The organism is Pseudomonas sp. Pseusp88, from assembly GCF_047303955.1.
Lineage (GTDB): Bacteria > Pseudomonadota > Gammaproteobacteria > Pseudomonadales > Pseudomonadaceae > Aquipseudomonas.
The window spans coordinates 127,498-149,898 of the sequence record NZ_JBGLYM010000008.1; the positions used below are offsets into that span (position 1 = coordinate 127,498).

Sequence of the window (22,401 nt, forward strand, 5' to 3'; positions counted from 1 at the left end):
TGGTAGATCTGGGGTTCACAAGCATGGTACGTCTCCTTTTGCGGGACGTGTTCCGCGGCCATTTTTTGGTGGCCGTGCGCATGTCGCCTTCGGGCGAGCCGGGTGCTTGTGACCGGATCTACCAACCTGCGTACGGCCGCCACCCATCGTTGGTAGCGAGAGGTGACGGTTCCCGGAAATCCACAAGAGTTTTGCCCATGGATAAAATCATTCCCGATCCACCTCGCCTCATTGCCCACCCTTCCCTGACTCAGCAACAAGCCCTGAACCACGCGTCCGACATGCTGCGTAGCGTGCAGATCGCCGCCGATGAATTCGGCGAAAGCCTTGATGGCACTGCCCGGCAGAAGATGTTCAGCATCCTGCATCAGATCGAAGGGATTGCTGCGATGGTTGATCATTCGTTGGCGGCGTCGTAATACCCGCGCTCGAATTGAAATGGGATTTTGTAGGAGCTGCCGAAGGCTGCGAATGGATTTGCCTGACACACCGCTTTCGCAGCCTTCGGCAGCTCCTACAGGGCATCGCATGGATTCAGGTCATCGTAACCAACGCCAACACCTCATCACTGCCCGGCGCCGTCGCCGGCCCACGACGGGTCACGGCAATCGCGGCGGCGGCGTTGGCGCGCAGGGCGGCTTCTTCAGCGCAGCATCCTGCCGCCAGGCTGGCCAGCAAGACACCGGCATGGGCATCGCCCGCACCATTGGTATCCACCGCCGTCACCGGGAAACCCTGTATCTGCCGGGTCAGGCCCTGCTGTCGCAGCCAGCAGCCTTGCGGGCCATCGCGCAACACAATCAATGCGTTCTCCGGCAGCCAGGCACTCAGGCGATCCAGCGCCGTGGCGATATCAACACAACCACTGAAGCGCAGCGCCTCTTCGCGATTACTGCTCCACAGACTGATCAAGGGCAGTAACGCGCGAATCTGTGCGCTGTCCGGCGAGTTGACCAATGGCCCCGGATCGAATGCCACACAGGTGCCTTGAGGCAACGTCGTCAGCCAGTCCAGCAGACTGTCGACCTTGCCTTCGTGCAACAGGCTATAGCCGCTGACGTAGACGTAATCCTCGGCCTGCACTGTGACGCCCTGCAGATCCGCCAGGGACAACCCGCCTTCGGCACCGACATGGGAAATGAACGAGCGCTCGGCGGACGGCTCGATCAGTGCCACGGACAAGCCAGTGTCCTGCCCGGTATCGACAGCGGCGGTAACTTCGATGCCTTCGTCACTCAGGGCCTGACGCGCCAGGTCGCCAAAACGCCCCGTGCCATGGCGGCCGAGGTAAACCACCGGCATGCCATTACGAGCCGCAGCGGCCATCACATTGAAACCGCCACCGACTTCAAAACGTGCCGAGCTGGCCAGTACATCGCCGCCCGAGCTGGGCAGGTGATCCAGGTCCATGACCAGGTCAACCACGACCTGGCCGGTATGCAGCAATCTAGCGGGCATGTTGAATCTCTTCGGCAGATATCCGACGGTCGCGGGCGCCGCCGAGCATGGCATAGACCCCACCGGCCACCACAAAGGTCACGATCCAGCCCAGGCCGTTATGGCCGAACCAGGAGTCGGACAATACCCCGCGAAACAGCACGTTGTCGGCCGTGGTGGCGACAGTGGTGAAGCTGAACCCCAATACGATAGCCAGTGCCCAGGCACCCAGGGCGCGCCACTCGATGCCGCCCTTGTACCAGTAGGCGCTGCCCGGCGAGACGTTCATCAAGTCCTTGGGCGAGTAGTAATGACGGTGAATCAGGTCCACCACGAAAATCCCGACCCAGGCAGTAATCGGCACCGCCAGCAGGGAAATAAAGGTAATGAACGGGCCGTAGAAGCTGTCAGCGATCAGCATGAAGTAAATCGAACCGGCAAAGATCGCCACGATATCGACGATCACCGCATGCACGCGCTTGATCTTCAGGCCCAGGGTCAGAGTGGTCAGGCCCGCCGAGTACACCGACAGGTTATTGGACAGCAGCAGCCCCCCAAACGCGGTGATCAGGTAAGGCACAGCCATCCAGGTCGGCAGCAGTTGGCGAATGGCGATGATCGGGTCAGTGGCCGAGGCCAAGTCGTTATTACCCACCGACAGCAGGCCGCCAAGGGTGATCAGCAGAATCAGCGGAATGCCTGCACCAAACGCCGCCGACGCCACCAGGCGCGTGGCCTTGACGCTGCGATGCTGGTAGCGCGACATATCGGCCCCGGCGTTGGCCCAGCCGATACCGGTGCCTGCGGCCATGGTGCCGACGCCGATGATCATGGCGCTGAGCGGCGCCGGTGTGGCATTGAACACCGCTGTCCAGTCGATATGGGCGATGAGGAAGCCGCCGACGATGACGTTCAGCGCGCCGAAAATATAGGTCGCCCATTTCTGGATGACCAACAGCGTGGCATGGCCCAGCCCCGAGACCGTGAGGGTCAGCAGCACGAAGATGGCAATGAACACCAGGGTCAGCCCCGGCGCGCTTTTGGCTTCAACCGGGGTGTGGAACAGGATCGAGCACAGCGACAGCAGCACGAAAGCGGCCGTGGTCGTATTGACCGTCTCCCAGCCCAGGCGCGACATCAGCGAGACGATGGTCGGGCCGATATTGCCGCGCACACCGAAGATCGCCCGGGACAGGGTCAGGCTCGGTGCCCGGCCCCGGCGACCGGCGATGGAAATCACCCCGACCACGGCAAACGAACCCGCCGCGCCGAGGATGGCGACGATGATCGCCTGCCAGATCGACAGCCCGCGAAAGGCCACCAGCGTTGCCCCCAGGGGCAGGCCGAGAATGCTGATATTGGCGGCGAACCAGACCCAGAACAGTTGCAACGGATGGCCATTGCACTCGTTTTCCGGAACCGGCTCGATGCCGCGTGTTTCCAGTTGTCCTGCGCTTTGAAGCGAATGGGATGAACTCATGACAAAGGCTCCTGATGCCAATTGTTTTGGTTGTGGGCAGTGTGGAATCCAGTTTCTACGTCCCTGTCATGGGTGGCCGCAGAGGCAGCCGGACGCCTCGCGCCGAACTCGTGGAGTACGGCGACAGCGTTCTTGCCATGAAGAACACTCAGCGTGAGCGCAGCGTGAGCAACCCTTCGACCAGAGGCTCCAGCTCCAGCGTGTTGATCTTGCGAATCTGTATCAGCAGGCTGGTCGGCCAGACGGCCAGCCCCATGCAGGCACCAAGCATGGCGCCGAGAATCGCCGCGATGGTGTCGGTATCCCCACCGAGGCTGGCGGCCATGCACAAGGCGTCGAAGGCGGCCAGACGCCCGGCGGCGACCTGGCTGGCCAGGGCGAACGCCGCGACCACCGATTCCTGGGACGCCACCGAGGTGCCGATGACTTCGTAAATCAGCTCCGGCAAGGCCGTCGCTGTACAGTCGGCGCACAGGCTGCGGGCCCACTGAATGCGCGCGGCAATCTGCCCGCCTGCGATCCAGTAGCCGTGTTCGGCGCCAGCCTGTGCAGCCTGGATACCCATGTCCAGCGCCTGATCGAGGCGGATGCCATTGATCCCCGCCGACACCACGGCCGCCACCGCCGCAGCGCTGGAAATACCGAGGTTGGTGTTATGGGTGACCTGACAGGCCTGGACCACGGCCGCAATAAACCGTGCAGGGTCAGTGATGTCGGCGGCGATACCCACCGGGGTGATACGCATCGCTGCGCCATTGGTGGTGCCAAAACGCCCGGCTTCTTCAGGACTATGCCCGGCCAGAATCATCTCGATGGCGCGCTTGGTCGACGGCCCGAGCAAGTCCTGGGAACCCTTGGCCTGCATCTGCGCTTCCCAGTCGATCAGTCTCTGGGCCAGTGCGCCAGGGGCGATCCGGCCTTGACCGGCAATCAACTGTTCGGCGACCAGAATCGCCTGTTCGGTATCGTCAGTGATGGAGCCGGCCGGCATATTCGGCGCAATCGGCTGGTCAGCATCGGCGGCCATCAGCGTCGTGATGGCGCTGAACCGCTGCTTGATCTGGACGCGACTCAGGGATTGCGTCGGCATGCCCAGAGCATCGCCCAGGGCCAGGCCGTAAAACGCCGCGAGGGCGCGATCACGACTATCGACCGACATCAGGAAATACTCCCAAAGGCCAGATGCATGCGGAAGTGCAGCGGGTCGAGAAGACTTTCCACATGTTCCATGAAGCGTTCCTGGCGGTCGTAGGTGGTACGCAGCGCCTTGAGAAACACACTGCCCGGCTCGCGCCCCAACAGCAGTGCATCATCTGTATTCAAAGGTTCGGCGCCGATCCATTGGTCGCCGCGGTCGCCGATAAAGCCATGGGCGGCCAGGGTGATAGTCAGGGAATCGTCGATCAACCCGTTTACCGGTAAGGCCTCGAGCCCGTTGGTGGCCGGAATCAGGGCGCGCTCAAGGGACACCACCACGCCATCGGCGGCGGTCCGGCGGCGGTCGAGGGCGATGAATTGTGTGGTGCCGAAACGGCTGGCCATGTCCGGGCGTTCAACGGCAACCAGGCGCAGGATCTCGGTACTGATCCGCGCCCCGCTGTCGGCCAGGGCCTGAGCCCAGCCACTTCGCTGGTCAAGGCTGATGCCGTCGTAGGTCACGATCGAACCGACACCCGACTGGGTGGCGATGTAATTGCGCCGTTTGAGTTCGGACAAGGCTTCACGCAACGTGCCACGGCTGACATCGAATTCTTGGGCCAACTGATGCTCACCGGGCAGCAGATTGCCGGACTCCAGTTGGCCTGTTTCGATGCGCCGTGCCAGTTCATCCACCACGCGCTGTTTTTTATCAAATCGAACATGTCTAATCATGTACAAATTGATAACCCAGGCTGTTCATGGGTGCAAGAATTTTTTAAGGGGTTATCACATTATCTCGGCTGGAATGAGATCCCGTAGGAGCTGCCGAAGGCTGCGAAAGCGGTATATCAAGCAACCCCATTCGCAGCCTTCGGCAGCTCCTACAGGTCGGTGTGAGGCAATCAGGCGTTCTCTTGCTGACCAAGAATCTGCCGGATAGCCCCGACAAATACATCCACCGGCTGCCCGCCGGATACGGCGTACTGGTCGTTGAAGACGATGGTCGGCACCGAATTGATGCCCCGGGCAATCCACAGCTGTTCAGCGGTGCGCACCTCGAGGGTGTATTCGTCAGAAGCGAGAATGGCCTCTGCGCGCATCCGGTCCAGACCGACCTTCTGCGCCACATCGGCCAACAGGCGATGGTTCGACGGATCGGCATGTTCGCTGAAATAAGCCGCAAATAGCGCCTCTTTCAATGCCTGTTGCTTGCCCTGGCTCTCGGCCCAGTGCAGCAGGCGATGAGCATCGAAGGTGTTGTAGATGCGCTTGTCGCCATCCTTGAACGTGAAGCCCAGTTCGGCGCCGCGATCACGGATGTGCTCGCGGTTGGCCTTGGACTGCTCAGGGGTCGAACCGTATTTTTCAAAGATGTGCTCGGCCAGGTCCTGACCTTCGGCGACCATGTTCGGATTGAGTTCGAAGGGCTGGAAATGAATCTGGGCCTGCACTTCATCGCCCAGTTGCTCAAGGGCCTGGTTCAAGGCGCGCAAGCCGATCACGCACCAGGGGCAGGACACATCGGAGACAAAATCGATCTTCAGGGGAGTGCTCATAAGGACCCTCACTCATGTAGAAAAGCATAAACAATTGAGACAGGACTCTCATGCAGTAGCTCATTCAGTGGGAGCGAATTCATTCGCGAAAGCGGTATGCGGTTCAAAGTTGCGAGGGTGAATGTACCGGCCTCTTCGCGAATGAATTCGCTCCCACAGAGTTGCGCCTCATCCTGTTCTCACATCAGTAAAGGTCCAGAATACGCCATTAGAGCTGCGCCATGGGCCTGCCGTCGTCGTGCTGGGCGCGCAGATAAGGCAGCACCGCAGCCAGCAGCGGCGCCTTGAATGCCTCCTGAAAGCGATGGGCCAGCCCTGGAATCAGCTTTAGCTGGCTGCCTTGCAGATGGGCGGCAACATGAATGCCGTGCATGACCGGCAGCAACGGATCGGCCGTGCCATGCACCACCAACGCCGGTACGCGCAGGCGGTCAAGCAGGGCTACGCGACTGGGCTCGGCGAGAATGGCCATGATCTGGCGCTTGACCCCTTCCGGGTTGAAGGCGCGATCGTAGGAGATTGCCGCCTGACGCAGCAGCACCTGACGATCGTCTTTCACTTGCGGGCTGCCCAAGGCGGCGAGCAGGTCTGCCTGCTGCTCAATCGCCGCTTCACGGGTCGGGGCACCGCGCCGGGCCAGCAGTTGCAGCAACGCCGGGCTCGGCATCGGCAAGCCGGCGGCGCCGGAGCTGGTCATGATCAGGGTCAGGCTCTCGACCCGCTTGGGCGCAAGATCCGCCAGATGCTGGGCGATCATGCCGCCCATGCTGGCACCGAGCACATGAAATTGCTCGATGTTCAGGCTATCCATCAGGCCCAGGGCATCTTCGGCCATATCGGTCAGGGAATACGGAGCATCCACCGGCAGGCCGAGCTTGAAGCGCAGCACCTCGAAAGTCAGGTTGGCGCTGGCCGGGGGCTGCACCCAGGTGCTCAGGCCAACATCGCGATTGTCATAACGAATGACCCGAAAACCCTGCTGACACAGGGCGACCACCACTTCATCCGGCCAATGAATCAACTGCCCGCCAAGGCCCATGACCAACAGCAATGCCGGGTCCGTGGCGCGACCAATGCTTTGATAAGCAATGTGCACATCAGTGAGGTTGGCAACTTGGGTTGGAACGTTGACATCGCATCGAGCGGCCGCAAAAGACGGCAGGCCGCACAAGAGTGCGGCCAGGAAAATAAGTACACGCATGGATTACACCAAAAAACAAAATCCCCAGTAGGACGCGAGTTTGATGATGTTTTGCCTGGCGCGCTGCCACAGTTGCGTGACAGTTTGATGAAGCGGGATCAGCGGTAGCCGGTTGCACGCGGTGGCTGCTACCACATACAACATTACTCACTGAAAAGATGGACGCCTGTGGGACCGGCTTTAGCCGGGAAAGCGTCTGATCCGGCCATGCAAATACAGCGGATGTACCGTCCCCTTCCCGGCTAAAGCCGGTGCCACAACGCGGTATTTGCTGCGCGACGGCACGGTATCAGGGGCAAAGCGAACCCGTCGGCCAAAAACGGTTCAGGCTTTATCGCACGCCAGCCACAGATTATCGCCAAAGCGCTCCTGAGCCCGCTGCAACAGCGCCAGCTCACAGGGGCCGCCGAACGACAACACCTTGTAGGTCGGCAGGCGATCGAGCACAGCAGCCAAGGTCTGCGGCGCACTGACCAGATCGATATGCAGCCCGGCCACCGGCAGGGTGACCGTCACGCCGAGATTGTCGGTCAGGCCGCCACCGGTCACGGCCAGCAGCTTTTGCAGGGGCGAGTATTGCAGGATGTGATAAGCCCGCTCGAAGGCGCTTTTCCATTCCTGTGGCAGCTCCAGGGCGAGGATCGGCTCATCGATTTGCACCCATTCCAGGCCCTCAGCAGCGAGGCGCCCCAGTATTTCGCCGTACAACGGCAGCAATTGCTCCAGCAGTTCGAGCTTGTCGAAACCTTCTTCCTTGACCTTGCCCAGCCACAGGTAAGTCAGCGGGCCAATGATGGCCGGGCGGATTTTCTGCCCCCGAGCCAGCGCCTGGCCGACTTCATCAAACAGCGGCTGCTGCCATTGCAGAGTGAATGGCTGCTCGCGGACGAACTCGGGAATCTGCCCGGCCCAGGCGAATGCGTCGCCCCAGTTGCCAGCGGAATGCGGGTTGGCGCCAGTGTGGGAAGTGGCAGGCGTGAGGGCCAAGGTCATGATGAAAAACTCCCGGTAAATGATGGCGCAATTATCGACAGCCAGACACACATGAGACAAACTCATTGTATTCGTGTTGATCTTCAATATTTTTCATGGAGCGCCCTAGGTGCTGGAAATTCGTCACCTCAAGACCTTGCACGCTCTGCGTGAAGCCGACAGTCTGGTGGAAGCCGCCGAGCGTCTGCACCTGACGCAATCGGCGCTGTCTCACCAGTTCAAGGAGCTGGAAGAACGCCTGGGCATGCAATTGTTCGTGCGCAAGACCAAGCCGGTGCGCTTCACCAGCGCTGGTCTGCGTCTGCTGCAATTGGCTGATTTGATGTTGCCGCAGCTGCGCGGCGCCGAACGGGATATCGCCCGACTGGCCGGTGGCGTGGCCGGGCGCCTGCATATGGCGATTGAGTGCCACAGCTGTTTCCAGTGGCTGATGCCAACCATCGATCAGTTCCGCGATGCCTGGCCGGAAGTCGAGCTGGACCTGGCCTCGGGCTTCGCCTTCGCCCCCCTGCCCGCCCTGGCGCGTGGCGACCTGGACCTGGTGGTGACCTCCGACCCGCTGGAGCTTCCGGGAATCAGCTACGTGCCGCTGTTCACCTATGAAGCCATGCTGGCAGTGGCCAACCAGCATCCTCTGGCCAGCAAACCCTATATCGTGCCTCAGGACCTGAGCACTGAAACCCTGATCACCTACCCCGTGGAACGGGATCGTCTGGATATCTTCACGCGCTTCCTGGAACCGGCCGATATCGAACCGGCCAACGTCCGTACTTCAGAGCTGACGGTGATGATGATGCAACTGGTCGCCAGCGGCCGTGGCGTCTGCGGCATGCCCCACTGGGCGCTGCATGAATACAGCTCACGGGGCTATGTGAAGGGCAAGCGCCTTGGGGAAAAGGGCCTGTTCGCCACGCTCTACGCGGCGATCCGCACCGACATGCTTGATGCCCCGTATATGCGCGACTTCCTGCTCACGGCCAAGGACACCTCGTTCTCGACTTTGGATGGGGTGAGCGCCGTCAGATAAAGCGACAAAAGGCCCTGCGAAATCTGTGGGAGCGCTGTTTCAGACACTAAATAGGCGTCGGATGTACCGGCCTCTTCGCGAATGAATTCGCTCCCACAAAGGCCGGCAGTGTATTAGATGTACTGGCCTCTTAGCGGGCAAGCCTCCTCCAACGGGTCAGGCGTTAGCGGCCAACCGCTGGCGATACAACGGCAAAATCAAATCCGCCGTCAACGGCGCCAGCGCCTGCTGCGGTACAGCATCAGGCCCGACCCAGACCACTTCCTCGATCTCCGCCGCCGGCAGCACCGGGGCGTCGGTGCGCACTTCAAATAACTGGCAACGCACTTCAAACCCCGGCTCATTGGCCGCAGGGGCGCTGAACTCGCCGAGAAACAGTGCCTGTTGCGGGTCGATGCGCAAGCCCAGTTCCTCCTCCAGTTCACGGACCAGGGCCCGTTCGGCGGTCTCACCCGCATCGATCTTGCCACCAGGCTGCATGAACGCCTGGGTGCCGCGCTTGCGTACCAGCAGGGTGCGTTGATCCGGGCCGATCAGCAGGGCAGCGGCGATGTTGATCAGCTTCACAGGAAGATCTCCGTCTTCAACTGCCGGGCTTCTTCGGCCCGCTCCAGGGCCAGGTTGATCAGGCGTTCGATCAGCGCCGGATAGCTCAGGCCAGACGCCTGCCACAATTTTGGATACATGCTGATCGAGGTGAAACCGGGAATGGTGTTGACCTCGTTGATGATGATCGCTGCAGCGTCGGTGACGAAGAAATCCACCCGTGCCAACCCCGCACACTCGAGGATCCGGTAGGCGTGCAAGGCCACTGCACGGACTTGCTCACTCACCTGCGGCGCCAGTTGCGCCGGAATGGCGATACGCGCCTGGCCGTCGTTGAGGTATTTGGTGTCGTAGGCATAGAACTCATCGTTGGCGATGACTTCGCCGCAGACGCTGACTTCAGCGTGGTGGTTACCCAGCACCGCACATTCCACTTCACGACCGACAATGCCCTGCTCGATCAGCACCTTGTGATCAAACTCCAACGCCAGGGCCAGGGCAGCCTTGAATCCCGCCTCGTCATTGACCTTACTGACGCCAACGGACGAACCCTGGCTCGCCGGTTTGACGAACATCGGCAGGCCCAGGCGCTCGGCCAGGCTGGCGAATACCGGCACCTGGCCGCGGCGCACCACTTCAAAAGGCGCCACGGCAATACCTGCATCGCGCAACAGGCGCTTGGTCACGTCCTTGTCCATACAGGCCGCCGAGCCCAGTACGTCCGGGCCGACAAAAGGAATGGCGAGCAAACGCAACAGGCCCTGAATAGAACCATCTTCGCCGAACGCGCCGTGAATCAGCGGGAATACCACGTCGATACGCGGCAACTCACGGGCGGACTCGACCTCGACGAATTGCCCGCCGTGACTGCCCGGCAACAACGCCAACAGGCGCCCGGAAGTGCTCAGGCGAATTTTTGCCGGGTCGGTGGGGTTGACCAGGTAATCGGCTTCCTCGAAACGCAGCCAGCGGCCGCTCTTGTCGATGCCGATCAGGGTCAATTCATACAGATTGCGATCAATCGCATTGATGACGTTGCGCGCCGATTGCAACGACACTTCATGCTCGGAAGATTGCCCACCGAAGACGATGGCGACTGACTTTTTCAAAGCGACCACTCCTGTTTTTCAGGTCGCAGAGTCAAAAGCAATTTGGCCGGTTAGTCCAGTGGCAGACGCGGTCAATTGTCGAAATGGTCAGGGAAATCCGGGCAAAAAAAATCCACGCTGCGAACGGACCGGGGTTCGTTCACAGCGTGGAGTCTGCGCCGCATCATTCAGCGGCCGGGCTGTCTTTTTTCGCGCCGCCGGAGCCAAAAGTGGCGAAGCGCTTGTTGAAGCCGGCGATACGGCCTTCGGTGGTGGTTTTGCGCTGCTGCCCGGTGTACATCGGGTGGGAAGCGCTGGACACATCGAGGGCGACATAAGGGTAAGTGCTGCCGTCGCCATGGACTTGGGTGCGATCCGTATCGACCGTGGAGCCGATCAGGAAAAACACATCGGCGGCGGTGTCATGGAACAGCACGGTGCGGTACGCGGGATGGATATCAGCTTTCATGGTGCCTCCGGGGCTTTGTGTGTTTTCGATAGTTATAACATTACACTTCAATGTATCCGGATGACAATCAAGCTCATTGATTTCCAGCATTCGGGAACTTGATCCCATGGCCGCCAGGCGCAAAAAACCTTGTGGGACCGGCGTCAGCCGGGAAAGGGCCGCTACATCCGCTGAAATCGCGTGATGAAAACCGACGCCTTCCCGGCTGACGCCGGTCCCACATACACATGTCAATTCAAAGAACTGCGTTTTACGCTCATTACGCCGGGATCAAGTCGCTTCCTGAAAATCCATTTCCGGCGGCTGGCGGCTGAAACCGCCGGTCAGCCAGGCCAGGTAGGCGACGCCCACCGCCAGCCAGCTCAGACCAAGGATGATCGCCAGTTTGTCGAGGCTGATCATCAGCCACAGGTCAGCGATCAGGCCAATCAGCGGGAATACCAGGAACAGCACCAGCTCACGCAGGCCGCGCTTCTCGCCGCCGATCCAGTAGTGGAAGATCACCGACAGGTTGACCAGGCTGAAGGCCAGGAAAGCGCCGAAGTTGATGAAGGAGGTCGAGGTGGTGACGTCCAGTTTCAGGGCCAGCAAGGCCACCACGGCGCACAACAGGATACTGTTGACCGGCGTGCCGAAACGTTCGCTCAAACCGGCGAAAAAGCTTTTCGGCAACACGCCATCACGGCCCATCGCATAAAGCAGGCGCGAGCCGCTGGCCTGAGCCGAAAGCCCCGAGGCGAATTGGCCGACGATCAGGCCGATCAGAAAGATGCTGACGAACACATCGCCGCCGATATTGCGGGCGATTTCATAGGCGGCCGAGTCGACGTTGTCGAACACGAACGACGGATGGGCCAGTTGCACGAAGTACGACACTCCCACGAAAATCAGCCCACCAATCAGGGTGATCAGCATGATTGCCCGTGGGATGGTCTTGCGCGGGTCGCGGGTTTCTTCGGTCAGCGTACTGACCGCATCGAAGCCAAGGAACGAGTAGCAGGCGATAGCCGCGCCGCTCATGATCATCGGCATCTGCATGTCGCCACTGACGAAAGGTGCCAGGGTCCACAGCGGCTTGCTGACATCACCGCCGATGTAATGAACGCACAGCGCAACGAAAGCGATCAGCACCAGAAACTGCACAATCATCAGCAGCGCGTTGATGGTGTTGGCCAGTTTCAGGCCGACGATATTGATCACGCTGGTGATGACGATAAAGGCCAGGACCCACACCGGTTGCGGAATCGAAGGGAAGGCCGACCCCAGGTACGCCGCGCCGATCAGCCAGATGGCCATGGGCAGGAACAGGTAGTCGAGCAACACCGCCCACCCGGCGACGAAGCCCAGCTTGGGGCTGATGGCCTTGCGTACATAGCTGTAGGCCGAACCCGCTACCGGGAAGGCCGAGGCCATGTGTCCGTAACTCAACGCGGTGAAGAACATGGCGACCAGGGCCGCCAGATACGCCGCAGGCACCATGCCAGCAGTGGACTGGGCGAGGATGCCGAATGTCCCGAGAACAATGATGGGTGTCATGTAGGCGATGCCAAACAGCACCACCGACCCTAATGAAAGGGTCCGTTTCAAATGAGCCATGTGCGACTACTCCGGATTTATAGGTTTTATGGCAGAGAAAAGTTCGGCATAACCATGCGGTGAAGCCTTGCCACGCGGCACGTGGCAAAACCGCTCAGGGCGCTCCGGGTTCGCTCTGTGGCAAACATCTGGGTCGGGCGCCTCGACTTGTCGGGGGTAAAACATCAGGCCATCAGCAACTCGCGCCGACCATCGGCGTGCTCGACCACTTCGCCGGCCAGGCGCAGGCGCTGGTCATCCAGATACCGGTAATCACGGCGCGCCGCAGCGAGTTGATCCAGGTCCAGCTCGACGCTGAACTGACAAGGCTCGCGCCCGGCTTCATGCAGCAACGTGCCGAACGGATCGACCAGGGCACTGCCACCGGCGAAGACCAGTTGCCCGTCGCCTTCGCCAACCCGGTTGACCATCAGGGCGAACGCCTGGTTTTCCTGGGCACGGGCCATGATCGCGGTGCGATGGGTGGGGCCGTAGGGGTCCATGTTGCCGTTGGTGACGATGATCAGCTCGGCACCCAGTTGCGCCAGGGCCCGGGCCGATTCAGGGAATTCGATGTCGTAGCAGATCAGCACGCCAACACGCAGGCCGTTCCACTGCGCCGTGACAAAGCGGTCGCCGGCACTGAATACGCCACGGTCCGAAGCCCACAGGTGGGTCTTGCGATAGCGCAAGGCAATCTTGCCCTCGGCGTCGATCAGTACCGTGGTGTTGTAGAACGTGCCGTTATCGTTTTCCGCCACGCCAACGACTACTGCGACCTTCTTGACACGGGCAGCCTGTTGCACCGCCTGTACGGTCGGGCCGTCGAGGGGTTCGGCAATCTGCGCGACGGTGTCGGCGGACGGAAAGCCCATCAGATGGGTCTCCGGGAAGACAATCAGTTGCGTGTCGCTGGCGCAGGCGGCAATCGCAGCCAGTGCGCTCTTCAGGTTATGGGCAGTGCCATTATCCTGGCCCGCAAGTTGGGCGAGTTCGACCTTCATGGGTTCTCCTTGTCTGGAACAGGAGCCGGTCCGGCACAATAAAGGCTGGCCTGATCAGCGGCTCGGCAGGCAGTATGCGCATCAGCAAGTGTTACGGGGTATTACGCAGCTGCGGTAACCCTAAAGGGGTATGAATGAGTACGGTCTTACAAGACATCGCCTGGCACCGTGCCGTCGCGCAATTGATCGAAGCGCTGGACAGGCCTAACTTCTGGGCACAGTTGGTCCGCCTGCTCGGCCAGTACGTGCCGTTCGATAGCTGGGTCGCCCTGCAATTCAGCGCCCGAGAGCGTCCCCAGGTGTTCGCCGAGTGCCCCGGCGAAGACGGCAGCCCCGATCAGTTGTTCCAGGACTACCTCAAAGGCCTGTACCTGCTCGACCCTTTCTACATCGCCAGCCGTGAGCATCCCCAGACCGGTCTGCTGCGCCTGGCCGAAGTAGCGCCGGAACATTTCGAACTCACCGAGTATTACCAGCGCTACTTTCGCCTCAATGTCGTCGCCGACGAAATCCAGTTCAATTGCCAGCTGCCGGGCGAGCGTACGTTGTGCCTGTCACTGGGCTCGACCCAGCGCTTCAGCGCCGAGCACATTGCCCTGCTATCGTTGATCCAGCCTTGGGTGGTAGCCCTGTTGCGCCAGCGTCTGCCGTTCGAATTGAACGATCAGCCGGCAACGCTGGAGCCCGTCGCTCAGGACCAGGACTGGCGCAGCCGCCTGGAGGCCTCGGTGCAACAACTCAAGGGCGCGCAACTGACCGCCCGCGAACTGGATGTCGGGCGCCTGATGCTCAGTGGCTGCTCGGGCAAGGAGATCGCCCGCAAGCTGGATATTTCGGTGGAGACCGTGCGGGTGCACAAAAAACACATGTACAGCAAACTGGGGATCAAATCTCAATCCGAGCTGTTTTCGATTTTCCTTCAGGCGCAAAACGCTTGAAATGATCCAAGGCGTTACTCCGATAAGAAACCCTGGGTAGATGCGGCATAGATCGCCAGACCCTTTGACTACCAACCGCCATTAGCCCTCAGGATTCCGTATGAGCTTGTCTTTACTCAGTCGTTACGCCGTGTTCGTTGGTTGCGTGCTGTTCACTCTGTTAAGCCTGCCCTTCTGGCAGCACGAATGGCTCTGGCCATTCACCCTGGTCACCGCTGTGCTCAGCCTGATCGGCCTGTTCGACCTGCTGCAATCGCCCCACTCGGTAAGGCGCAATTACCCGATTCTGGGCAATATCCGCTACGCCGTCGAAGCCATCCGCCCGGAGATCCGCCAGTACCTGCTGGAGTCCGACAGCGATGCCCTGCCATTCTCCCGCGCCCAGCGTTCGCTGGTCTATTCCCGGGCCAAGAACGAGTCGGCGGACAGACCCTTCGGCACCCTGATCGACGTCTACCAGACCGGCTTCGAATTCATCGGCCACTCCATGCGCCCGGCGCCCTTGAGCGACCCCAATTCGTTCCGTGTCACCGTCGGCGGCCCGCAGTGCAGCCAGCCGTATTCGGCGTCGATCTTCAACATCTCGGCCATGAGCTTCGGCTCCCTCAGCGCCAACGCCATTCGTGCCTTGAACCAGGGCGCCAAGCTGGGCAACTTCGCCCATGACACCGGCGAAGGCAGCATCAGCCCCTATCACCGTGAAAACGGCGGCGACCTGACCTGGGAACTGGGCAGCGGCTACTTCGGCTGCCGCAATGCCGACGGCAGTTTCGACCCGCAGCGCTTCAGTGTGCAGGCCAAGGACCCGCAGGTACGGATGATCGAAATCAAGCTGAGCCAGGGCGCCAAGCCGGGCCATGGCGGCATCCTGCCCAAGCACAAGGTCACGCTGGAAATCTCCGAGACCCGCGGCGTGCCCATGGGCGAAGACTGCATCTCGCCATCACGGCACAGCGCCTTCTCCACACCCATCGAGATGATGCATTTCATCGCACAGTTGCGTGAGCTGTCCGGCGGCAAGCCGGTAGGTTTCAAGTTCTGCCTGGGTCATCCCTGGGAGTTCATGGGCATTGCCAAGGCCATGCTGGAAACCGGCATCCTTCCGGACTTCATTGTCGTAGACGGCACCGAAGGTGGCACCGGCGCGGCCCCTGTAGAGTTTACCGACCATATGGGCTCGCCGATGCGCGAAGGCCTGCTGTTCGTGCACAACACCCTGGTCGGCCTGAACCTGCGCGACAAGATCAAGCTCGGCGCCAGCGGCAAGATTGTCAGTGCCTTCGACATCGCCTGTGTATTGGCTATTGGCGCCGACTGGGCCAACTCGGCGCGGGGCTTCATGTTCGCCATTGGCTGCATCCAGTCGCAAAGCTGCCACACCAACAAATGCCCGACCGGCGTCGCCACCCAGGACAATCTGCGCCAGCGCGCCCTGGTGGTTCCGGACAAGGCGCAACGGGTGTTCAACTTCCACCGCAATACCCTGCATGCCCTGGCGGAAATGCTGGCTGCGGCGGGCCTCGACCAGCCGTCACAACTGGAAGCCAAGCACCTGGTGCGGCGCATGTCGGCTACAGAGGTCAAACTGTTTTCCCAGACCCACGTGTTCCTGCAGCCGGGGCAACTGCTCAATGGCATCGTCGACGACAGTTTCTATTCGCGCATGTGGCGCATGGCCCGGGCCGACAGTTTCGATGCCAATGATGTGGATTGATTGAGGCGGTTTTAGACAGTTCGCCATCACGGCGAACTGCCTGCATTTCGAGACATTCTGTAATACCCCCGCTTTGCATTTATCGCCAAATCCCGCCACCCTCCGCGCCGCCGATCAGCCCCCTGACCGGCGACACGGAACCCTGGGCCTGCCTGGCCTATCTTTTAGAATACGACTCAAGAGCCTACCGTTATGACTGACGGACGCGACCCGCGCATCGACTTCTTCCGGGGTCTGGCACTGATCTTCATTTTCTGGGATCACATACCCGACAACCCCCTGGGCCAGTTGACCCTGCGTAACTTCGGCTTCAGTGACGCGGCGGAAGTGTTTGTCTTCCTGGCGGGCTATGCCGCCGTTCTGGCCTATGGCCGCATTCTCCAACGCGAAGGCTGGCTGGTAGCCTGTATGCGCATCCTGCGCCGCACCTGGGTGTTGTATGTGGTGCATATCTTCCTGCTGACCCTGCTGATGGGCATCGTCTTCATCGCCAACAACCATGTGGAAACCCGGGACATGGTGCAGCAGATGGGCCTGGAATATTTCGTCGGCAATCCACAGGCGGCCCTGGCCGATGAACTGCTGCTGCGCTTCAAACCCAACCTGACCGACCCGTTGCCGCTGTATATCCTGCTGTTGCTGGCCTTGCCCCTGGTCCTGCCGGCGTTGATGCGCAAGCCGGTGCTGGCCATAGGCGGCTCCATACTCCTTTACCTGATGGTGCCGCTGCTGGGCTGGAATCTGTCGGCCTATAACGGTGGCGTCTGGTACTTCAACCCGGTGGCCTGGCAGTTGCTGTTCGTCCTCGGCGGCTTCTGTGCCCTGCATGCCCAGGTACCGGGCACCGCACCGAAACGCGCCTTGCGCCGACAGCCGCTGTTTCTGCTTGCGGCGTTGTATGTGGTGGCCGCCGGCGTCCTTACCGTCAGCGTCAACTGGCCCGCCGTCCACACCGCCCTGATGCCACACTGGCTTGTCCCGCTGATCTACAAGACCGACCTGGCCCCGGCCCGTCTGCTGCACTTCCTGGCCCTGGCCTACTGCACCGCCAAATTGCTGCCCGAACATCATCGCTGGCTGAATAACTGGCCCGCGCAGCATACCTGCCGCATGGGCCGTTATTCCCTGGAAGTGTTCTGCTTCGGCGTGCTGCTCTCGACCCTGGCCGACGCAGGCAATGCCCTGGCCGGTGATACCTGGCCGATGCAAATCTGCACCGCCCTGCTCGGCGTGCTGCTGATGGGGCTGATGGCGGCGGGGCTGGAATGGAACAGGCAGCTCAACAAACCGCCGCGGGTGGTGGCGGTTTGATAACCCTGTAAACCCGATCCATTAATTGGAAATGGGATTTTTGTAGGAGCTGCCGAAGGCTGCGAAAGCGGCGTATCAGATAGCCCCCCATCGCAGCCTTCGGCAGCTCCTACATGAACCGTGTTCACCTTTAAAACCACAATTCCCAGTGCCCACCCAACCACCGGCTAAGCTGTTAATCAGGTGCGATTAGCAGCTTTAACCGGGCCATTCGATCATGAGCGCATTCGGGCATGCAGATACCCAGCAGGTAGTCGCTGCTGACCATCAGGGCCAGGTTTCCTCAACGAAACCCTCGAGGCGTCGGCGTTATTTCTGGCGGTTTATGTGGTTACTGATGCTGATGGCGCTTGTGGGACTGGGCCTTGCCATTTATTCGGAAAGCCGCAGCTCGCGCCTGCAGGCCCAGGAGTTCAGCCGCTATGCCTCGGAACTGAGCTACACCCTGCATCCCGGCCCCAGCGAAGCGGTGGTGTATCCCGGCGACGGGCCGTTCGACAAGCGCCTGGGGTATTCCGCCTTGGGCGAATTCCTGCCGCGCCTGCTCAAGCGTGACTATCTGATCACCGAACAGGCACGCTTCTCCCCCGCCCTGCTGCGTTACAGCCAGCACGGCTTCTTCGTGCCTTATCAGGAGAAAGTCCAGGCCGGGCTGTTGATCAATGACTGTCGGGGCGATGCGCTGTATCAGTTTCGCTATCCGCAACAGTACTACCCGACGTTTGCCGACATTCCACCCGTCGTGGTGCAGAGCCTGTTGTTCATCGAAAACCGCGATCTGCTTGACCCACAGCAGCCCCTGGCCAACCCGGCGGTGGACTGGCCGCGCTTTGCCAAGGCGGCGCTGTCGCAACTGGCCAAGCTGATCGGCCTGCCGGGGCAATCCGCCGGGGGCAGCACCCTGGCGACACAACTGGAGAAATACCGCCACTCGCCCGATGGCCTGACGCAATCGGGCAGCGAGAAACTGCGCCAGATGGTTTCTGCCAGCGTGCGCGCCTATCAACCGGGCGAGCAGACCCTGGAAACGAGGCAGAACGTCGTGCGCGACTACCTCAATAGCGTGCCACTCTCGGCGGTGCCCGGGCATGGCGAAGTGCATGGCATGGCAGAAGGGCTGCGGGTCTGGTATGGCGCCGATTTCAATCGCACCAACACACTGCTGGCCGCCACCGCCGACGATCCGCAAAGCCTCTCCGGGCGGGGCCTGGCCCTGCGTGAAGTGTTATCACTGATCATCGCCCAACGGCGTCCATCGCATTATCTGGCCAATGGCCGCAGCGAACTTTCCGACCTGACCGACAGCCATATCCGCCTGCTGGCGCAGAATGGCGTAATCGATTCCCGACTGGCCGATGCCGCCCTCCTCAGCACCGTGACCTATCGCGACTGGGTGCAGCAGCCCACCCTGCAACCCATCGAAAGCAACAAGGCGATCAACGCCGCCCGCAGTCGCCTGTCGGTCCTGCTCGACCGGCCGTTCTATGACCTGGACCGCCTGGATCTGGTGGCCGACAGCACGCTGCAGGCACCGTTGCAGGAACGCGTCACTCAATACCTGCATCAGTTGTCGGACCCGGCCTTCGCCGCCAGCGTCGGCCTGCTTGGCGAGCGCCTGTTGACCCCGGCCACTGCCGACAAGGTGCGTTACAGCTTCACCCTGTTCGAGCGCGGCGATGACGGCGCCAGGGTGCGGGTGCAGACCGACAGCACCGACCAGCCCTTCGATATCAACGAAGGCAGCAAGCTCGAACTGGGCTCCACCGCCAAGCTGCGGGTGCTGACCACCTACCTGGAAATCATCGCCGAACTGCATGAGCGATATGCCATGCAATCCAGCGCGGCTTTGCGCAAAGTGCCCGTCAACGAACCGGATCGCCTGACCCGCTGGGCCATCGACTATCTGTTACAGAACAAGGATCACGATCTGGCGAAAATGCTCGGCGCCGCCCTCGACCGGCAGTATTCGGCCAGTCCCGCCGAGAGCTTTTTCACCGGCGGTGGCCTGCACCATTTCAATAACTTTCAGGCCCAGGACAACAACCGCAATCCGACCCTGCGCGAAGCCCTGCGTGAGTCGATCAACCTGCCGTTTATTCGCCTGATGCGCGATCTGGTGCGCTACAGCACTTATCAGGCGCCGAACAACAGCGCCGAGCTGCTCAAGGACGACGACAATCCGCGCCGTCAGGAATACCTGAGCCGCTTTGCCGACCGTGAGGGCACGGAGTTCCTGCTGCGCTTCTGGAAACGCTATAAGGACAAATCCACCCCGGAACGCCTGGATACCTTTCTCGACGGCGTGCATCCCAGTGCAGTGCGCCTGGCCGCCGTGCATCGCTATCTGCTGCCAAACGCCACTCAGGCGAGCTTCAACGCCTTTATTCGTGCCCATTACGTCGGAGAAAAAAGCGGCCCGGTGCTCAACGAAAAGCGCCTGACCGAGTTGTACGGCAAATACGGGCCCGGCGCCTACGACCTGCCGGACCAGGGCTATATCGCCCGGGTCCATCCGCTGGATCTGTGGCTGGTGGGTTTCCTCATGCAACATCCCCAGGCCTCGTTCAAGGATGCCGTGACTGCCAGCCGCGATGAGCGCCAGGAAGTCTATGGCTGGTTGTTCAAGAGCCGGCACAAGAGCGCGCGGGACAGTCGCATCCGCACCATGATGGAGGTTGAGGCGTTCCTCGATATTCATCAGCGCTGGCAGCGCCTGGGCTATCCGTTCGACCATCTGGTACCGTCCCTGGCCACCGCCATCGGCAGCTCAGGCGATCGTCCTGCGGCTCTCGCCGAGCTGATCGGCATCATCCAGAACGACGGTATCCGCCTGCCTGTGTTGCGTATCGACCGCTTGCACTTTGCCGCTGGCACGCCCTATGAAACCCGTTTGAGCGACAACCCCGACCTGGGCAAACGGGTCATGCCCAGCGAAGTCGCATCAGCCATGCGCGAAGCCTTGTCCCAAGTGGTCGAGGGCGGTACGGCCAAGCGCGTGCAAGGCAGTTTCAAGCTGGCTGACGGCCAGGCCCTGATCATGGGCGGCAAGACCGGTACCGGCGACAACCGCATCGAAAGCTTCGGCGCGGGCGGTCGGCTGCTGGGGTCGCGCGCCATCAACCGCACCGCGACCTTTGTGTTCTACCTCGGCGACCACCATTTCGGCACCCTCACCGCCTTCGTCCCCGGCCGCGCCGCCGAGGGCCTGCGCTTCACCTCGGCGCTGCCGGTGCAGGTACTCAAGGGCATGGCACCTATTCTTGTGCCGTATCTGGAGCCGGAGGGGCGGACCGGGTGTCAGGCGCCTGCCGTCGCCTCCGACCAGGCAACACGCACCGCTATGAATTGACACCTTTTTCTGTGGGACCGGCTTCAGCCGGGAAGACGATATGGCAGGCGATAGAAATGTATCGATCATGCTCTCCTCTTCCCGGCTAAAGCCTGCCCCACGGATTGCTGAGCCATCCAGCTCACAAATGAGAACCGTTCGTCTTTATCTCTCTTGCGCAGCGATTAAGATATATCTTAAGGTATATCTAAATCTGACAGGAGATAGAGCAATGCGTGATGACCATCACCACCGACACGAGCACCACCATCGTCCCTTCGAAACGGGCGACAGCCGCGATGGCTTCGAAAAACGTACCGGCCGCGAACGCGGTGGACGTGGCCCGCGGGTATTTGCCCCCGGCGACCTGAAGCTGTTGCTGCTGGCATTGATCGCCGAACAGCCCTGCCATGGCTACGACCTGATCCGCCAGATAGAAGGCCTGTTCGATGGCGCCTATAGCCCAAGCCCGGGCGTGATCTACCCGACCCTGACTTTTCTCGAAGAAAGCGAGCTGATCCTCGGCGATGCCGAGGGCGGCAAGAAGCGCTACGCCATTACCGAAGCCGGTCGGCAATCATTGCAGGAGCAAGCCGTTGCCCTTGACGGCGTGCGCATGCGCATCGACGTCAGCAAGCGCTCGCTGCGCGGCCATGACCGTCCGCCGGAAATCCATGAGGCCGTGCACAACCTGCGCCATGCCCTGCAAATGCATCACGGGCGCTGGAGCCCGGAAGAAATCCTGCGGGTCCGTGACCTGCTCAACAACACCGCCAAGGCCATCGTTGATGGTCCTCAAACTGCGTCGGAGAAGTCCGTATGAATTCGCAACAACAAGCGATCCACCGCATCAGCCACGAGATCAAACGCCGTAAGCTCGAAGTATTGCGCGTGACAGAAGTCACCCCGCTGATGCGCCGTATCACCCTGCATGGCCCGGAGCTGGAGGGGTTCATCAGCCTGGGCAGCGACGATCACGTCAAACTGCTGTTCGCCCAGACCCCGGAAGAACAGGCGGCGCTGGAAAACTTTGGCCCCGGCGTCGAAGGCCCGCGCCCGACCATGCGTGACTACACCCCGCGCCGCTATGACGCCACCACCGGCGAGCTGGATATCGATTTTGTCCTGCACGGCGAAGGTCCGGCCGCCACCTGGGCCGCCCAGGCACAGCCAGGGCAATTGCTGCATATCGCCGGGCCTCGGGGTTCGATGATCGTCCCGGACATGTTCGACAGCTATCTGTTGATCGGCGACGAAACCGCCCTGCCCGCCATCGCCCGGCGCCTGGAAGAATTACCGGCCAATCGCGCGGCCCTGGTGGTGGTGGAAATCGCCGACCCGGCCGAACAGCAGGTGTTCCAGAGCGCCGCTCAGGTGGATGTGATCTGGATCGTGCGCGGTGAACAGGACCTGGTGCAGGTCACGCGCAAGCTCGAGATGCCCGAAGGCCGTCTCTACGCCTGGGTCGCCACCGAGTCGGCATTGTCACGCAAGGTGCGGGCAGTGCTGCTTAATGAGTTCGGTCTGGACGAGGCTGCGGTGAAAGCGGCCGGGTATTGGCGCGCGGAGGGTACGCAAGAATAGATTCTCGCCA

19 protein-coding genes and 1 pseudogene are annotated in these 22,401 nt (G+C 61.1%); 8 read left to right on the forward strand and 12 right to left on the reverse strand.

Annotation, left to right across the window (positions count from 1 at the left end):
- Positions 1–197 precede the first annotated feature (197 nt).
- Positions 198–419, forward strand: a complete 222-nt coding sequence (locus ACCD02_RS13230; protein ID WP_413302178.1) for a DUF6124 family protein — start codon at positions 198–200, stop codon at positions 417–419.
- Positions 420–534: 115 nt separating this feature from the next.
- On the opposite strand, the gene ACCD02_RS13235 is transcribed toward ACCD02_RS13230, so the two are convergent.
- From ACCD02_RS13235 to ACCD02_RS13265, 7 genes and pseudogenes are all read right to left on the reverse strand, one after another.
- A complete protein-coding gene (locus ACCD02_RS13235) occupies positions 535–1,458 on the reverse strand; it encodes a PfkB family carbohydrate kinase (RefSeq protein ID WP_413302181.1) in 924 nt (307 codons plus the stop codon).
- Complete coding sequence (locus tag ACCD02_RS13240) at positions 1,448–2,917, reverse strand: purine-cytosine permease family protein (RefSeq protein ID WP_413302184.1); 1,470 nt, start codon at positions 2,915–2,917, stop codon at positions 1,448–1,450. Before ACCD02_RS13240 ends, ACCD02_RS13235 begins: the two co-directional genes overlap by 11 nt.
- 148 nt (positions 2,918–3,065) lie before the next feature.
- Complete coding sequence (locus ACCD02_RS13245; protein WP_413302186.1) at positions 3,066–4,076, reverse strand: ADP-ribosylglycohydrolase family protein; 1,011 nt, start codon at positions 4,074–4,076, stop codon at positions 3,066–3,068.
- Complete coding sequence (locus ACCD02_RS13250) at positions 4,076–4,789, reverse strand: GntR family transcriptional regulator (protein ID WP_413302189.1); 714 nt, start codon at positions 4,787–4,789, stop codon at positions 4,076–4,078. Before ACCD02_RS13250 ends, ACCD02_RS13245 begins: the two co-directional genes overlap by 1 nt.
- Before the next feature lie 170 nt (positions 4,790–4,959).
- Entirely contained in the window at positions 4,960–5,613 is a 654-nt protein-coding gene (locus ACCD02_RS13255) for a DsbA family oxidoreductase (RefSeq protein ID WP_413302192.1), read from the reverse strand.
- Between the two features lie 208 nt (positions 5,614–5,821).
- On the reverse strand, positions 5,822–6,814 hold the full coding sequence (locus ACCD02_RS13260; protein WP_413302195.1) for an alpha/beta fold hydrolase: 993 nt from the start codon (positions 6,812–6,814) through the stop codon (positions 5,822–5,824).
- 339 nt (positions 6,815–7,153) lie between these two features.
- Positions 7,154–7,714 (reverse strand): annotated as a pseudogene (locus ACCD02_RS13265) (5-methyltetrahydropteroyltriglutamate--homocysteine S-methyltransferase); the annotation flags it as partial.
- Between the two features lie 202 nt (positions 7,715–7,916).
- Between ACCD02_RS13265 and metR the strand changes: the two are divergent.
- Positions 7,917–8,834, forward strand: a complete 918-nt coding sequence (gene metR / locus ACCD02_RS13270) for a transcriptional regulator MetR (RefSeq protein ID WP_413302197.1) — start codon at positions 7,917–7,919, stop codon at positions 8,832–8,834.
- A gap of 156 nt (positions 8,835–8,990) precedes the next feature.
- On the opposite strand, the gene ACCD02_RS13275 is transcribed toward metR, so the two are convergent.
- From ACCD02_RS13275 to ACCD02_RS13295, 5 genes are all read right to left on the reverse strand, one after another.
- Positions 8,991–9,401 carry an NUDIX hydrolase gene (locus ACCD02_RS13275; RefSeq protein ID WP_413302200.1) on the reverse strand — a complete coding sequence of 137 codons (411 nt, stop codon included), beginning with the start codon at positions 9,399–9,401 and terminating at the stop codon, positions 8,991–8,993.
- On the reverse strand, positions 9,398–10,489 hold the full coding sequence (gene ddlA, locus ACCD02_RS13280; protein WP_413302203.1) for a D-alanine--D-alanine ligase: 1,092 nt from the start codon (positions 10,487–10,489) through the stop codon (positions 9,398–9,400). Before ddlA ends, ACCD02_RS13275 begins: the two co-directional genes overlap by 4 nt.
- Positions 10,490–10,652: 163 nt before the next feature.
- On the reverse strand, positions 10,653–10,937 hold the full coding sequence (locus ACCD02_RS13285) for a type B 50S ribosomal protein L31 (RefSeq protein ID WP_413302205.1): 285 nt from the start codon (positions 10,935–10,937) through the stop codon (positions 10,653–10,655).
- A gap of 270 nt (positions 10,938–11,207) precedes the next feature.
- Positions 11,208–12,533: an APC family permease gene (locus tag ACCD02_RS13290; RefSeq protein ID WP_413302208.1), complete on the reverse strand. Its 1,326-nt coding sequence runs from the start codon at positions 12,531–12,533 to the stop codon at positions 11,208–11,210.
- 164 nt (positions 12,534–12,697) lie between these two features.
- Entirely contained in the window at positions 12,698–13,516 is an 819-nt protein-coding gene (locus ACCD02_RS13295) for a carbon-nitrogen hydrolase family protein (RefSeq protein ID WP_413302211.1), read from the reverse strand.
- Positions 13,517–13,650: 134 nt separating this feature from the next.
- On the opposite strand from ACCD02_RS13295, the gene ACCD02_RS13300 reads away from it, so the two are divergent.
- The 6 genes from ACCD02_RS13300 (at position 13,651) to ACCD02_RS13325 (ending at position 22,391) form a co-directional block, all read left to right on the forward strand.
- Positions 13,651–14,454: a response regulator transcription factor gene (locus ACCD02_RS13300; RefSeq protein WP_413302214.1), complete on the forward strand. Its 804-nt coding sequence runs from the start codon at positions 13,651–13,653 to the stop codon at positions 14,452–14,454.
- A gap of 100 nt (positions 14,455–14,554) precedes the next feature.
- On the forward strand, positions 14,555–16,168 hold the full coding sequence (locus tag ACCD02_RS13305; RefSeq protein ID WP_413302217.1) for an FMN-binding glutamate synthase family protein: 1,614 nt from the start codon (positions 14,555–14,557) through the stop codon (positions 16,166–16,168).
- 192 nt (positions 16,169–16,360) lie between these two features.
- Positions 16,361–17,479, forward strand: coding sequence for an OpgC domain-containing protein (locus ACCD02_RS13310; RefSeq protein WP_413302220.1), 1,119 nt, complete (start codon positions 16,361–16,363; stop codon positions 17,477–17,479).
- A gap of 217 nt (positions 17,480–17,696) precedes the next feature.
- Entirely contained in the window at positions 17,697–20,828 is a 3,132-nt protein-coding gene (locus ACCD02_RS13315; protein WP_413302223.1) for a transglycosylase domain-containing protein, read from the forward strand.
- A 211-nt stretch (positions 20,829–21,039) separates the two neighbouring features.
- Positions 21,040–21,630: a PadR family transcriptional regulator gene (locus tag ACCD02_RS13320; RefSeq protein WP_413302225.1), complete on the forward strand. Its 591-nt coding sequence runs from the start codon at positions 21,040–21,042 to the stop codon at positions 21,628–21,630.
- Complete coding sequence (locus tag ACCD02_RS13325) at positions 21,627–22,391, forward strand: siderophore-interacting protein (protein WP_413302227.1); 765 nt, start codon at positions 21,627–21,629, stop codon at positions 22,389–22,391. Before ACCD02_RS13320 ends, ACCD02_RS13325 begins: the two co-directional genes overlap by 4 nt.
- Positions 22,392–22,401: the final 10 nt, after the last annotated feature.

Bases quoted from the DNA above. Each gene is read 5' to 3' on its own strand.
- ACCD02_RS13230 (WP_413302178.1), top strand. From the start codon at position 198: ATGGATAAAATCATTCCCGATCCACCTCGCCTCATTGCCCACCCTTCC.
- ACCD02_RS13235 (WP_413302181.1), bottom strand. From the start codon at position 1,458: ATGCCCGCTAGATTGCTGCATACCGGCCAGGTCGTGGTTGACCTGGTC.
- ACCD02_RS13240 (WP_413302184.1), bottom strand. From the start codon at position 2,917: ATGAGTTCATCCCATTCGCTTCAAAGCGCAGGACAACTGGAAACACGC.
- ACCD02_RS13245 (WP_413302186.1), bottom strand. From the start codon at position 4,076: ATGTCGGTCGATAGTCGTGATCGCGCCCTCGCGGCGTTTTACGGCCTG.
- ACCD02_RS13250 (WP_413302189.1), bottom strand. From the start codon at position 4,789: ATGATTAGACATGTTCGATTTGATAAAAAACAGCGCGTGGTGGATGAA.
- ACCD02_RS13255 (WP_413302192.1), bottom strand. From the start codon at position 5,613: ATGAGCACTCCCCTGAAGATCGATTTTGTCTCCGATGTGTCCTGCCCC.
- ACCD02_RS13260 (WP_413302195.1), bottom strand. From the start codon at position 6,814: ATGCGTGTACTTATTTTCCTGGCCGCACTCTTGTGCGGCCTGCCGTCT.
- ACCD02_RS13285 (WP_413302205.1), bottom strand. From the start codon at position 10,937: ATGAAAGCTGATATCCATCCCGCGTACCGCACCGTGCTGTTCCATGAC.
- ACCD02_RS13290 (WP_413302208.1), bottom strand. From the start codon at position 12,533: ATGGCTCATTTGAAACGGACCCTTTCATTAGGGTCGGTGGTGCTGTTT.
- ACCD02_RS13295 (WP_413302211.1), bottom strand. From the start codon at position 13,516: ATGAAGGTCGAACTCGCCCAACTTGCGGGCCAGGATAATGGCACTGCC.
- ACCD02_RS13300 (WP_413302214.1), top strand. From the start codon at position 13,651: ATGAGTACGGTCTTACAAGACATCGCCTGGCACCGTGCCGTCGCGCAA.
- ACCD02_RS13305 (WP_413302217.1), top strand. From the start codon at position 14,555: ATGAGCTTGTCTTTACTCAGTCGTTACGCCGTGTTCGTTGGTTGCGTG.
- ACCD02_RS13310 (WP_413302220.1), top strand. From the start codon at position 16,361: ATGACTGACGGACGCGACCCGCGCATCGACTTCTTCCGGGGTCTGGCA.
- ACCD02_RS13315 (WP_413302223.1), top strand. From the start codon at position 17,697: ATGAGCGCATTCGGGCATGCAGATACCCAGCAGGTAGTCGCTGCTGAC.
- ACCD02_RS13320 (WP_413302225.1), top strand. From the start codon at position 21,040: ATGCGTGATGACCATCACCACCGACACGAGCACCACCATCGTCCCTTC.
- ACCD02_RS13325 (WP_413302227.1), top strand. From the start codon at position 21,627: ATGAATTCGCAACAACAAGCGATCCACCGCATCAGCCACGAGATCAAA.